Origin of the sequence: Gilliamella sp. B3783 (genome assembly GCF_026536125.1) — a bacterium.
Classification (GTDB): domain Bacteria; phylum Pseudomonadota; class Gammaproteobacteria; order Enterobacterales; family Orbaceae; genus Gilliamella.
Genome location: NZ_JAFNOU010000003.1, coordinates 132611 through 146655, shown reverse-complemented (window position 1 = coordinate 146655; position 14045 = coordinate 132611). Strand labels below are relative to the sequence as shown.

Here is a 14045-nt window from a genome sequence, read left to right as displayed (position 1 = left end):
TCAAACCGAAAACAAGTTAACTCAATGAGCAAAATCAAATAATAAAGTGTCATCAATACTCACTCTTTGGCCAAAACATTAACGACACCAACTCTCATTTCAACCATTTTGTTTATTAAAGAGGGTGAGCAATATAATTAGAGGTGTTTGGATATGTTGATACTAATACTGTGATTATCGATAGCGTTTGAAAATTAATGCACTATTGTAGTGCTTATGCTTTTTTTTGGTGCTAATACTTTGATCAATTAACTAAATTAGAATGTGACCATCAATTTACGATATTCATCGTAAGCAAAATGATCTGTCATGCCACTAATGTAATCTTGAATTAAACGACAACGGTAATAAAATTCCCAACAATCAAAAGCCGGCTTATTTTTATCAAGTTTGCTAATAACTTGTTGGTAAGCATCACAATGTTTATGGGATAGTTTATGATATAGTCGGGTTTCTATTGGGTATTTTTTGTGATTGCCTGTCGTCGATAATTTAATAAAATCCTCAACCGGCATCGCAAGTAATGGGCTATAAATATCGAGCAAACCGGTAATAATTCGATGACCTTGTAGTTCAAGATTTTCAACTGATTCATGATTGAAGACATGTTCAAAACCAACAGTTTTAAAAATATTGAGGAGTTTGTATTCAGCGTCGTGATCTTCAAGCAATGCATGATTAAATGAGCCATGATAAATGGCTTCAATATTTTCAATAAAACGTTCTGCGGCATGGGGAACAAGTTTATTGATAGTATTGACTCGCAAATACATAAAAAACTCATCGATACCAATAGCGGTAGACTCAATTTGCTTAAAATTATCAAAAGGCCGATTGATCACTTCATCAAATAAATCACCTGTTTTAACTGGTCCCCACGCTTGTTTTAAATATTGATAAAGTTGTTGTACAGTAAAGATTTTCTTTTCAACGGCATCTTCAAGATCGGCTATGCAATATGAGATATCATCAGCCGCTTCCATAATGTAGGTTAGCGGGTAACGATGAAAAGGTTTTATATCAAGTTGTTGATATAATTCATTGATAAAGGGCTCTTCCGATAAGTAAAAACCGGGTTTTTTCATTAAATAAGCAAATTCAGTCGGTACAGCATGATTCCAATAAGCGGGTTTTGAATATTTAACAATTGAGGCAATTTGAGAATAAGTTAAATTAAGACGTAAAATCGTATGAACTAAACGAATAGCTTGCGCATTCCCTTCAAAATTGGACAAATCTTGGCGGATTTTTTGTTTTAATTCAGCAAGTAACTCATCATCTTGTTTGTTTATTTCAAGAATACTGTAGCTGCAAGGTTTATCAAGACCTAGTCGTAAAGTAAACCACTGATTAATTGCCGATTCACCAAAATGACCAAAAGGGGGATTACCTATATCATGCATTAAGCACGCCATTTCAACTAAACTTTCAATCGACATAATCGATTTATCCAGACCAAACGCCTTTAATTGTCCTGCTTTTATTAAACGATTAACAATTTCTTTAACAATATAGCGCCCAACTTGTTGAACTTCCATTGAATGCGTCAAACGGCTTCTGACAACTGAATTACGTTCAAGGGGGAACACTTGAGTCTTTTGCTGTAAGCGCCTTATAGCTGCAGAATTGATAATTCGTCCACGATCACTTTCAAAACAGCGTAAAACTGAATATTCATCTGTTAAACTGTCATATTGTTTATGAGCATAACGTTGGTAATTGATTTTTTTGCTAAAGTTGACCATGGCGCTACCCTTTTCGTTCAACGAGGCTATCACGACTCAAATTGCTGTTTTGCCCAACAAATAGCTGGATGATATTCAACAGGCAACATAGGTAACAATTTATCTAATGAATCGATCAATGTTGATATTTGAGGGTGAGTTAAATTTAAGTGACCCACTTTACGACCAGTTCTCACTTCTTTTTCGTACCAATGTAAATGGACTAAATCAATTGATAACCAATCATAATTTAACTCAGTTCCAATCAGATTAACCATGACAGAAGGCGCAAAAACATTCGGCTTTGGTATTGGTAATCCCAAGATTGCCCGTAAATGAAGCTCAAATTGGCTTATTGAAGCGCCATTTTGGGTCCAGTGACCACTGTTATGGACTCTTGGTGCTAATTCATTGATTAATAGATTTTCACCGACAACAAAACACTCCATTGCCATTACACCGACATAATTGAGCTTTTGCATGATAGCAGATAACATTTTTTCAGCTTTGGCTTGTAATACAGGCATTTTATCGGGTAAAGCAATACTCATTCTTAAAATACCATCTTGATGTAAATTATGCGTCAATGGGTAAAAAACGGTTTCACCTTTCGCATTGCGAGCACCAATCAATGATAATTCGTTATCGAATGCAATTGCCTGTTCTACAATCGCTTGTTCATAGATATCTTCAGGTACGTCAATATCGTCATCAATCGCTATACGCCATTGACCTCGACCATCATAACCACCAGTACGACGTTTAACAATTAACAATTGACCTAACTGTTGAAAGAGCGTTGGCCAATCTTGTCTATTTTTCAATAAAAACCATTTAGCTGTGGGTAAATTAAGTTCATCTAATAGTTGTTTTTGACTCAAACGATCGGCAATAATCGGAAACACATCCCGATTAATAAAATGCCCATGCTGAGCTAAAATCTGAGTAAAAGGCGTATCGGGCCAACGTTCAATTTCAGCAGTAATGACTGAATTTTGATAAGGAATCGTTGCTGGATCGACATCTAAACCAACAGGAAAAACATGGATACCTAATGGCTCGCCAGCTTGCTTTAACATTCGGCCTAATTGGCCATTACCTAAAACACAAACTGATTTAGTTATCATATTATGCATCGACTCTTGGATCGGGGTTATTTAAAACTTCATCAGTTTGACTTAAACGCCAAGTTGATAATCGTTGATAGATGTCTTTATCATGTAAAGCCAGAATTTGCACAGCTAATAATGCAGCATTAGCAGCCCCAGCCTTACCAATCGCTAAGGTACCAACCGGAATACCTTTAGGCATTTGTACAATGGAATATAAGCTGTCAATACCATTTAGTGTGGCACTTTGTACGGGTACGCCTAATACGGGTACCAGTGTTTTCGCCGCTAGCATACCGGGTAAATGAGCAGCACCACCAGCACCAGCAATGATGACATCAAAACCTCGACGTTTAGCATCTTGAGCAAATTGAAACAATTTATCAGGCGTTCGATGGGCTGAAACTATTTCAACATGATAACTAACTGTAAGTGTATCGAGTATATCGGCAGCATGTTGCATTGTGCTCCAATCACTTTTCGATCCCATTACAATGGCAATTTTAGCTTGAGTATGCATAGCAAATTATATCAATAGATGAAATTTAAAGTTTTCAAAGTATACACTAAAATTTAGCAAATGGGATAATAATCAATATGTAAGATGACAAGAAAAACTCACTAGTAGTGATAATATTATTACTAAAATAAGCTAATAATATTACCATTTTAGTCTATCTAGAATAATCAAGTAATTATTCACCAACTATTATTGAGTTGTTTATTTTACAACATTAAACCTTCACTGCTGCAACGATTTTTATTTCGACTAAATACTCACTTTTCATTAATCCGGTATGGACTGTGCAGCGCACGGGAGCATCGCCGTGAGCAACCCATTCGTCCCACGCTTTATTCATAGCAGCAAAATCGCTTTTGTTTACCAAAAATAGAGTTGCATCTAAAATACGGGTTTTATCACTGTTTGCTCTAGCTAAAATTTTGTCTATTTCAGCCAAAGCACTTTTGGTTTGTTCATAGGCATTATTAACTAAATTGCTTGGCACACTCGTGTAATAAATTACATTATTGTGAATAACCGCTTCAGACCAACGGTCTTGTGGATCGAGTCGAATAATTGTCATCATGTTTTCCTTTTTTGATGAGTTTTTTAAGAGACTTTAATAAAATCAGCACGTAATTTTTTTATTTCATCACGTAATACACCAGCTTTTTCAAACTCGAGATTTTGAGCAGCTTCGTACATCATGGCTTCAAGTTCTTTCACCCTTGCTTGAACTTCTTTTATAGAAACATAATGATAAGGTTTACCCGGTTCAAATGCTTGTACTTTAGCCGTTGATTTTTTAGTACTTAATCCTGCATCTAAAATATCTTTAATCTCTTTGCGTACTGATTTTGGTGTTATACCATGAGCTTGATTGAAATCTTCCTGTTTTTTACGACGACGGGCTGTTTCATCAATGGTTTTTTGCATAGCTGGCGTGATTTTATCAGCATACAATATGGCTTTACCATTTACATTTCGGGCTGCACGTCCAACTGTCTGAATGAGTGAACTTTCTGAACGCAAAAAGCCTTCTCGGTCCGCATCCAAAATAGCAATTAACGACACCTCAGGAATATCTAATCCTTCACGTAATAAGTTTATACCAACCAATACATCAACTTTACCTAAGCGTAAATCACGAATAATTTCCATCCGTTCAACCGTATTGATATCGGAATGTAAATATTTCACATTCACATTATGCTCGGATAAATAATCTGTTAAGTTTTCAGCCATACGTTTGGTTAGTGTTGTTACTAATACCCGCTCTTCGTTTTCCATTCGAATTTTAATTTCGGATAAAAGATCATCAACTTGAGTCGCGACTGGGCGAACTTCAATAATCGGATCTAATAAACCAGTCGGTCTCACTACTTGTTCAATAATTTCACCACCTGATTTTTCAATCTCGTATTTAGCTGGCGTTGCCGAAACATAAATAGTTTGTGGCATAATGTTTTCAAATTCCGTGAATTTCAATGGACGGTTATCCAGTGCTGACGGTAAACGAAATCCATACTCAACTAAATTTAATTTACGTGAACGGTCGCCATTATACATTGCACCAATTTGTGGTATTGCAACGTGTGATTCATCAATAAACAGTAAACCATCAGCAGGTAAGTAATCGAATAAGGTTGCAGGCGGATCACCGGGTTTACGCTGAGATAAAAAGCGGGAATAGTTTTCGATACCTGAACAGTACCCAAGTTCAGTCATCATTTCAATATCAAATAGTGTTCGCTGAGTTAAGCGCTGCTCTTCTAACAGGCGATTATTCTCTAACAATACTTTTTGCCGTTCTTTAAGTTCTTGCTTAATTTCAGCAATAGCGTTTTCCATAATGTTTCTTGGTGTAACATAATGGGTTTTTGGATAAATAGTAATCCGCGAGACATCATTAACACTACTGCCTGTTAAAGGATCAAACATAGTAATGCGTTCTACTTCATCATCAAACAGTTCAACTCGTACAGCTAACTCGTCTGAATCGGCAGGAAAAATATCAATCACATCACCTCTTACTCTAAATGTACCACGACTAAAACCCATTTCATTGCGAGTATATTGTAGTTCAGCCAATCTGGTTAAGATTGAGCGTTGATCGGTAATGGTGCCTTTAGTCAGGTGCAAAATCATCGCCATATAGGTCTCGGGCGCTCCCAAACCATAAATTGCTGATACCGATGCAACAATCACAACATCGCGACGCTCCAATAGTGATTTAGTGGCCGAAAGGCGCATCTGTTCAATATGTTCATTGATCGACGCATCCTTCTCGATAAAAGTATCGGTTGATGGCACATAAGATTCAGGCTGATAATAATCATAATAAGAGACAAAATACTCAACCGCGTTTTCAGGAAAAAACGCTTTCATTTCACCATATAATTGGGCGGCTAACGTTTTATTTGGCGCCAAAATAATTGTTGGACGATTATGCTGAGCAATAACATTTGCCATAGTAAAGGTTTTACCCGACCCCGTTACACCTAATAATGTTTGATGGGCAATACCGTCATCAAGATTTTGACTTATTCGTCTAATGGCTTCAGGTTGATCGCCAGCAGGTTTAAATTCAGAACATAATTTAAATTTTTTCATTACTTGTGACCTAATATTTTACCTATTAATAAAAATTATCCCCAAAAAGACTTGACCTTTTAAAATCTTATATTTTTTGTTCAGTTAACTTAAAAACTCACCAAACACACCTTAAAAAGATAACTTGATTTAAGATAACTAATTGATTAATAATAAAATACAAATTCATGCTTAACTTGTAACCAAACCAAGCTAAAACCTGATGGTTATTGAAGTTTGAGCGTTTTTCAATAAACTATTCACAGAGTTATCCACAGGCATCGGGGATAACTCTCTAAGTATAACCGTTATAAACTTTTTTCAATAATCAAGTAAAAATTTCATGATTAAAATACGTTTTTTTTATTGATTATTTCTATTTTTAATACTGATTTTAATAGCTATTAACTAATGATTACTTAAGTGTCTCAATTTGGTATTGATAGCTGAGATCGAAATTAGGAACAAAAGTTAAACGATGAGTGATACATTTTGGCGCATCTTCGGCATGATGCGACACAAACAATAATTGCGTGTTTCCTTCCTTGATTAATCGATCTATCCAACCTTTGACTAATTCTCGGTTAAGATGATCTAATCCTTGCAATGGTTCATCTAAAATCAGCAAGGTTGGATGTTTAACTAAAGCACGAGCTATTAGCACTAATCGTTGCTGCCCCCACGATAGAGATTGAAAAGGCTTATCAGCTTGTGTGTATAATACTAACAATTTAAGCCATTCATCGGCTAGCTTTGCTTGTTTATCGCTTGTGGCTTGATAGACACCAATTGAGTCAAAAAAACCCGAAACGAGTACTGTTTTAACGCTGGAACTGACACGATAATCAAGGTGTAAACTACTACTAACATAGCCAATATGCTTTTTAATGTCCCAAATAGTTTCACCTGAACCTCGTTTACGACCAAATAATGTTAGATCATTACTGTATCCTTGAGGATGATCACCGGTAATTAAACTTAATAGCGTTGATTTACCTGCACCATTAGGCCCAACTATTTGCCAGTTTTCACCCGCTTTTACCCGCCAAGTTAACCCATCGATAATAGCTTTATCATCGTAATGGACATAGCCATTATTTAAAACCACACGATCGATTTCGTTGGATAATGCAGCGGGAGGCACATCTGCATCAGGTAAAGGTACATTGGGTAAGCTTTCTAGATCAGCTAGCTGTTTAACTGTTTCGTCATTTAATATTGTTGCTTTGCTACCAAATTTCAAGAGCTGACAGTCAACAAGCAGACCAATATCTTCAATAAAAATGGGAATTTCATTAAAACGATTTAATACTAATACGATTGTTACCCCCTGTTTAGATAATTCACCAAGCTTATCAGCTAAATTTTCACGCGATAAAACATCTAAACCATCAAAAGGTTCATCTAAAATTAATAAATCGGGATTTGACATTAACGCTTTGCAAATTAGCGTTTTTCGTGTTTCACCTGTTGACAAGTATTTAAATTTTCTAGTCAGCAGCTGACTAATACCAAACTGTTTAGCCAACTGTAAACATCGCTCTTCATCTGTTTTAAATTCCTGTATGATTTGCGATGTCGTTAATCCTGTATCATTTTCGCCTTCACTAAGCATATCAGTATTATTGCGCTTCCATTCTTCATCGACCAACTTTTGTAATTGTTCAAAAGAAATATACGCTATTGATTCAAACTCATTAGTCACATTACCCGATAGCAACGGTTGTTCACCGGCTAATGCTTTAGCTAAAACTGATTTACCGCTGCCATTACGCCCAACAAAAGCAACACTATGCCCCTGATTGATGGTTAATGATTCAATAATAAAAACTTTATGATCATTAATTTTATAGTGTGCGTGTTCAATATGTAACATAAATACCTCAAATTAAACTAATGTAGCAACAATAATATGCTGAGGATCAATTGATATTGTCAGCTTTTTGCCTGCAACTAATGCATAATCTTTAACTGTATTCGTTAATTTACTTGCATAAAGCATCATACCTGATGCTAAACAAAAGGCAATTTCAGTCCACTCACCATCTGTTGTGACTTTCTCAACTGTTACTGATAAACAATTTTCAAGCGAATCATTTAATTCAATCAAGGGAGCTTTAATTAACAGTAGCACAGTCTTGTCCATAGTTAACTTTAACCTTTCGAGACTTTTGTGAGTTATATAAGCTTTTAATTCCGTTTGATTATCGCCAAGCAAAACCGTAATAAAACCGGCAATGTTATTGGTCTCAATCTGTTTAACACTGCCATATAATTGATTACGTGCACTGGTTTGTAATGATAATTTTGCCGTAGCTTTTAAAATATCATCCAGGGGAACGTTATCATCACTTAAAATATTAAACGCGTTATGCTGTATGTGAGTCAAAAGATCATAAAGTTGAATAAATCTGACGGCATAAGCACTGAGTTTGGTTCCCCCACCATTTTTACCTCCAGTTATCGTTATCAAAAATGGCGTAGGCGCTAAACGATTAATTTCGCTTATTGCATCCCAAGCTGTTTTATAGCTTATGCCAATTGATTTGGCGGCTTGGCTTAAAGAACCGGTTTGGTCAATGGCTTTAAGTAATGCTATACGCCTTGGATCAGTAAATAATTGCTGATTTGAATTTATAGTTAATAAAATTTCTGGAGAAAAGCTCATGAAACCACCTTGATAAACTGAAAAACATCTTATTCAGATAATTTCAATTATTGTAGACGTTTTTTCAACGACCTTCAAAAAACTTACGTCAAGTGAATTATGTTCTTTTCAACGATCTCTTAGATCAATTATATCATTAAGTTATTTTGAACAATCCAATTTACAATCATTAACTTATGATTAAATCTGGAAAAGGTTTATCAATTTATCGATATATTTTATTTTATATAACGGAAAGTTTATTATAATATGATGCATCTGATGAGTGAGCGATATGTTAGCGGTTTTAATTATCGATTTTTATGTTAAATCTCAGTTACCGCTTTACGCATCATCATCAATTTACAAAATTACAAAAGTTATTTTTAGCGTGAGGGATATGATGAAAACACGTATTAACATTTTTTTAATGATAACAACCTTATTAACCACATTTTCCACTTTAGCTATTGAAAAAGTAACCCTATTTGCAGCGGCATCATTAACCAATGCGATGCAAGATATTGCAGCTGAATATAAAACAAATCACAAAAATCAGGAAATTATATTTTCGTTCGCTTCGTCATCGGTATTAGCCAAACAGATCGAACAAGGTGCGCCCGCTGATATTTTTATGTCAGCAGATCAAAAATGGATGACTTATTTAATAGAACATAATTTAGTTAAAAATAAAGAAGATTTACTTAAAAATTCTTTAGTATTAATCGCACCAAAACAGTCAAAATTAGAAAAAATCGATATTAATAGTAGCACTGACTGGAATGCAATTTTACCTAAAACAGAAAGATTAGCGATTGGCGATCCTGATCATGTTCCGGCTGGATTGTATGCCAAAGAATCCTTAACTTATTTAGGTGTATTTGATAAATTAGCTCCACAATTTGCACCAGCAAGTAATGTACGTGATGCGTTAATGCTGGTTGAACGTAACGAAGCTGCATTAGGCATTGTATATAGCACAGATGCAAAAGTTAGTGATAAAGTCAAAATCATTGGTGTTTTTCCTGCTAACTCATTTGATCCTATTGAGTACCCAATAGCATTGTTAAAACCCGAAGCGAAAGAGTTTTATCAATATTTAAAATCACCTGAAGCTAAACGCATATTTGAAAAATATGGTTTTGTAACAAAATAATAAAAATCATGATATTGACCGAATATGAATGGCAAACACTGCTACTGAGCTTAAAAATCGCGGGGGCTGCAATTTTATTCAGTTTACCAATTGGTATTTTGACTGCATGGATTTTAGCTAGATGCCAATTTTTAGGTAAATCACTTTTTGATAGTATTGTGCATTTGCCTCTAGTTTTACCCCCTGTCGTTTTAGGTTATTTGCTGCTAATAACCATGGGACGACATGGCTTTATAGGGGAGTGGTTAAGTTATTATTTACAGATAAGCTTTAGTTTTAATTGGCAAGGTGCTGCATTAGCATCGGCAGTTGTGGCATTTCCATTGATGGTTCGCTCCATTCGTCTAGCAATTGAATCCATCGATTTACGTTTAGAATGTGTTGCTCGAACATTAGGTGCAAATCCATTAAAAGTATTTATAACAATTACGCTACCATTAGCATTTCCTGGCATTTTAATGGGGATTGTATTAGGTTTTGCAAGATGTTTAGGTGAATTTGGTGCAACTATTACTTTTGTTTCTAATATCCAAGGTGAAACGCGAACACTACCGCTTGCTATGTATACGCTGTTACAAATGCCTAATGGCGAACATGCTGCATTGAGGTTATGTATAATATCCATTGTGTTGTCTTTGGCGGCACTATTTTTATCCGAAATGCTCAATCGTTGGCACAAGCAGAAATTATTTGGATAATGAGTTATGTTAGAAATAGATGTAAAAAAACAACTATCTTCCTTTGCATTTGAATTTAAACACTCAATACCTTGCCAAGGAGTGACAGCAATTTTAGGCGTATCAGGCTCGGGAAAATCAACTTTAATAAATCTTATTAATGGACTGATTAAACCTGACCATGGCAATATCTCGCTTAACCAAGTGATGTTGGTTGCCACCACTCAAAATATTTTTATTCCGCCTGAAAAACGAAAAATTGCAACCGTCTTTCAAGATGCTTTGTTGTTTCCTCACTATAACGTGTTGAAAAACCTGACATATGGCATGAACAAACTCCATTTGCAAAAATTAGATGAAATGATTGAAGTACTTAATATTGGTCATTTATTAAATCGTTATCCTGCCATGCTATCTGGCGGAGAAAAACAACGTGTTGCTATTGGACGAGCGTTATTAACTTACCCACAATTATTATTAATGGATGAACCATTATCAGCCCTGGATATGCCGAGAAAAAAAGAGCTGTTAAGTTATATCGACCAGTTAATTAATGAAATAAAAATACCCGTCATTTACGTCACCCATAACATAAATGAAGTTAAGCGTATCGCCAACTATGTATTAATCTTAGAACAAGGTAAATTAAGAGATTTTGGCGAAAAAGATAGCATTTTACAAACTGATTATTTAAAAGAGTGGTTATAAAGTTTTAAAATATTACTGTTCGCTTCTTGCTTAATAAAAGATATACCGTCATGCCAAGCCCCAAGGACCAGACGAGTTACTGGCTGATTGTTAATAAAAAAATGATGAGTTGCCGGTTTATGCGTATGACCATGTACCATTATGTTAGCATTATAATTGCTCATCATGTTTTCAACGGCATCTTGATTAACATCCATAATATTTTCTGACTTGATTTGATTATGTGCACTGCTTTCTTGACGTAGTTTACCTGCTATTTTTAAACGAATACGAAGTGGCAATAATAAAAAAAGGGTTTGTAACCATTTTTTATGCATTACTTTACGGAATTTTTGATATTGTGGATCATCAAGACATAACACATCACCATGCAAAAATACAATATTGCTATCTTGATTAGGTAAACAATTAATCTCTGGCAATATTGTCATATCACAGGCATTAGCATATTTTTTACCTAATAAAAAATCACGATTACCATGTACAAAATATTTTTTTATATGTCGGTTAGAAAGTTCATTTAGCGCATCGGCAATTTTACTATGTAAGATTGAATTGACATCGTCTCCAATCCAATAGTCAAAAAGATCACCTAAAATATAAAGTTCACAGTGATCGGGTAAACTGTCTAAGAAAGATAAAAAACCTGCTGTTATATCAAAATGATCGTGAGCAGGTTCATTATCAGTAAGATGAATATCTGCAATAAAATAACGAGTAGGATTATTCAACCGTTACACTCTTGATAATCACATCTTCAACAGGCACATCGGAATGCATGCCACTTCGACCTGTTTTGACTGCTTTAATTTTATCTACCACATCCATACCATCAACAACCTGCGCAAATACACAATAACCATAACCATTTACATCAGGTGATCGATAATTCAAATAATCATTATCCACTACATTAATAAAAAACTGTGCAGTCGCTGAATGAGGATCAGAGGTGCGAGCCATCGCTAAAGTACCCCGATCATTTTTCAGACCATTATCAGCTTCATTTTTAATAGGTGCTTTGGTTTTTTTCTGTTTCATACCAGGTTCAAAACCACCACCTTGAATCATAAAATTATTAATCACACGATGAAATACAGTGTTGTTGTAAAAACCCTCTTTGCAATATTCAACAAAATTTTTAACCGTTTCTGGCGCTTCATTATCGAAGGTTTTAATTTTAATATCACCTAAAGAAGTGTGAAATATAATCATAAAATGTTCCTTATTTCCATTTTTTTAATGTACATCTACCAATCCAAAATTCATCGAATCTATCAAATCAATGACTAAATTTTTCACATGCTTCAAGGGTGTTACTCATAAGCATAGCGACAGTCATAGGGCCAACACCGCCTGGAACTGGCGTTATCCATCCAGCTCGCTCAACGGCAGTTTCAAACTCTACATCACCAGCAAGCTTACCATTTGGTAATCGATTAATACCAACATCAATCACTATTGCACCTGGTTTTATCCACTCACCTTTTACATAATTAGCTATTCCAACACCGGCAACAACAATATCAGCATTGCTTACATGTTTAGCTAAATCTATAGTACGGCTATGGGTAATAGTCGTTGTACAACCTAATAATAACAGTTCTAATGCCATTGGCCGCCCAACAATACTCGACGCGCCTACAACCGTAGCATTCAGTCCAGATAAATTGACGCCTGTTGATTGTAACATTTTCACGACGCCATAAGGCGTACAAGGACGTAAAATTGGGTCTCTTTGTAGTAAATGTCCGATATTATATGGGTGAAAACCGTCAACATCTTTACTTGGATGGATCCGTTCAAGGACTTTAGTTTTATCGATATTATCAGGTAACGGAAGTTGCACTAAGATACCATGAACATCTTTACGCTCATTGAGCTCGTCAATCAGTGTTAACAAAGCTTCGGTCGTTGATTGAGGAAAATCATAAGCAAATGATGCAAAACCAACTTCATCACATGCTTTTTGTTTATTTTGCACATAAATTTTTGAAGCCGGATCCGAACCAACTTGGATAACAGCAAGTCCAGGAATAGATAATCCTTTAGCGACGCGTTCTTTTACTTTATTTGCAATGTCATTTCTAATTTGCTGAGCTAACTGTTTGCCATCAATTATACGTGCTGTCATAAATCTCTATGTCTTTCATTCTATCGTTTAAGATAGGCTATTTTCGCAAAAGTTTGTATCAATGTCTATTGACTTATTTATCAATGCTCGAGTTCGCTTAATATTTGCTGATATTGATTATTTATATCAGTAATAACTGAACAAATATGGGCATCAAAAGCCTTAAGTTTTGGCTTTTGTGCTTTCCATTCATTTTTTGAAATTTCATTGATTGTGGCATAATTTTGAAAGAAGTTAAAATTGACTAGACTCCCCCCCACAACATTATAAAAAATTCGTTGGCCTATCTCTTCGCCATCTTTTTTCAAATTATTAAAATTTTGATAGTGAAATTCTGTTCTACCATTTTCCGTAATAATCGACTGGTGTAACAATTTTACTAATCTTTTGTATAATTTATTTAATTCACTTTGTAACTTACTATCATTGCCAAGCTTATTTTTAATCGCATTTTCAAAACTAAATTTAACGCTAGACAACATAGTTAAAGCCTGCTGTTCAAGTTGTGGTAGCTGTTGCCTAATATTCTTTTGAAACATTAACGTCTGTTTTTGTTGTTGTGCATTTAGCAAAACGGGGCTTTGATTGAGCTCGACATTCCCATTAGATAAAATAGTTAGATCACTATTTTTATTGAAAATTCGCACATTTTTTTCAGTTATAGTAATATCATAGCTGGGTTTAACAGCGCATTGTTTTTGTTTAGCTACGGCGATAACTGGGAATATTAATAGAATTAACAATAATTTTTTTAACATATATACCCACTATTTAATAAGTTTACTGAATAAAAACT

General features: G+C 35.0%; 14 protein-coding genes. 3 read left to right on the top strand and 11 right to left on the bottom strand.

The window, feature by feature from the left end; genetic code table 11:
* Window positions 1–257: 257 nt before the first annotated feature.
* The 7 genes from dgt to J3U59_RS04270 form a co-directional block, all read right to left on the bottom strand.
* Window positions 258–1745, bottom strand: a complete 1488-nt coding sequence (gene dgt / locus J3U59_RS04300; protein WP_267333146.1) for a dGTPase — start codon at window positions 1743–1745, stop codon at window positions 258–260.
* 29 nt (window positions 1746–1774) lie between these two features.
* The gene (gene purK, locus J3U59_RS04295; protein WP_267333147.1) at window positions 1775–2851 is read right to left on the bottom strand and encodes a 5-(carboxyamino)imidazole ribonucleotide synthase; all 1077 of its coding nucleotides are present in this window, start codon (window positions 2849–2851) and stop codon (window positions 1775–1777) included.
* Window position 2852: 1 nt separating this feature from the next.
* Window positions 2853–3353, bottom strand: a complete 501-nt coding sequence (gene purE, locus J3U59_RS04290; protein WP_267333148.1) for a 5-(carboxyamino)imidazole ribonucleotide mutase — start codon at window positions 3351–3353, stop codon at window positions 2853–2855.
* A 214-nt stretch (window positions 3354–3567) separates the two neighbouring features.
* Window positions 3568–3918: a RidA family protein gene (locus tag J3U59_RS04285; protein ID WP_267343801.1), complete on the bottom strand. Its 351-nt coding sequence runs from the start codon at window positions 3916–3918 to the stop codon at window positions 3568–3570.
* 26 nt (window positions 3919–3944) lie between these two features.
* Window positions 3945–5948, bottom strand: a complete 2004-nt coding sequence (gene uvrB, locus J3U59_RS04280; protein WP_267333150.1) for an excinuclease ABC subunit UvrB — start codon at window positions 5946–5948, stop codon at window positions 3945–3947.
* Window positions 5949–6342: 394 nt separating this feature from the next.
* Entirely contained in the window at window positions 6343–7803 is a 1461-nt protein-coding gene (modF, locus tag J3U59_RS04275) for a molybdate ABC transporter ATP-binding protein ModF (RefSeq protein WP_267333151.1), read from the bottom strand.
* Window positions 7804–7815: 12 nt separating this feature from the next.
* Window positions 7816–8595, bottom strand: coding sequence for a TOBE domain-containing protein (locus J3U59_RS04270; protein WP_267333152.1), 780 nt, complete (start codon window positions 8593–8595; stop codon window positions 7816–7818).
* 379 nt (window positions 8596–8974) lie between these two features.
* Between J3U59_RS04270 and modA the strand changes: the two genes are divergently transcribed.
* Genes modA through modC form a run of 3 tightly spaced genes read left to right on the top strand, consistent with a single transcriptional unit; the run spans window position 8975 to window position 11115 of the window.
* A complete protein-coding gene (modA, locus tag J3U59_RS04265) occupies window positions 8975–9730 on the top strand; it encodes a molybdate ABC transporter substrate-binding protein (protein WP_416379560.1) in 756 nt (251 codons plus the stop codon).
* 8 nt (window positions 9731–9738) lie between these two features.
* The gene (gene modB, locus J3U59_RS04260; protein WP_267333154.1) at window positions 9739–10428 is read left to right on the top strand and encodes a molybdate ABC transporter permease subunit; all 690 of its coding nucleotides are present in this window, start codon (window positions 9739–9741) and stop codon (window positions 10426–10428) included.
* 6 nt (window positions 10429–10434) lie between these two features.
* A complete protein-coding gene (gene modC / locus J3U59_RS04255) occupies window positions 10435–11115 on the top strand; it encodes a molybdenum ABC transporter ATP-binding protein (RefSeq protein WP_267333155.1) in 681 nt (226 codons plus the stop codon).
* On the opposite strand, the gene J3U59_RS04250 is transcribed toward modC, so the two are convergent.
* The 4 genes from J3U59_RS04250 to J3U59_RS04235 all read right to left on the bottom strand — a co-directional run bounded on the left by J3U59_RS04250 (window position 11094) and on the right by J3U59_RS04235 (window position 14007).
* Window positions 11094–11846 carry a UDP-2,3-diacylglucosamine diphosphatase gene (locus J3U59_RS04250; RefSeq protein ID WP_267333156.1) on the bottom strand — a complete coding sequence of 251 codons (753 nt, stop codon included), beginning with the start codon at window positions 11844–11846 and terminating at the stop codon, window positions 11094–11096. The genes modC and J3U59_RS04250 overlap by 22 nt on opposite strands.
* Window positions 11839–12330 carry a peptidylprolyl isomerase B gene (gene ppiB, locus J3U59_RS04245; RefSeq protein WP_065634976.1) on the bottom strand — a complete coding sequence of 164 codons (492 nt, stop codon included), beginning with the start codon at window positions 12328–12330 and terminating at the stop codon, window positions 11839–11841. Before ppiB ends, J3U59_RS04250 begins: the two co-directional genes overlap by 8 nt.
* A gap of 67 nt (window positions 12331–12397) precedes the next feature.
* Window positions 12398–13249 carry a bifunctional methylenetetrahydrofolate dehydrogenase/methenyltetrahydrofolate cyclohydrolase FolD gene (gene folD, locus J3U59_RS04240; RefSeq protein ID WP_267333157.1) on the bottom strand — a complete coding sequence of 284 codons (852 nt, stop codon included), beginning with the start codon at window positions 13247–13249 and terminating at the stop codon, window positions 12398–12400.
* Window positions 13250–13329: 80 nt separating this feature from the next.
* Window positions 13330–14007, bottom strand: coding sequence for a DUF2884 family protein (locus J3U59_RS04235; RefSeq protein ID WP_267333158.1), 678 nt, complete (start codon window positions 14005–14007; stop codon window positions 13330–13332).
* Window positions 14008–14045: the final 38 nt, after the last annotated feature.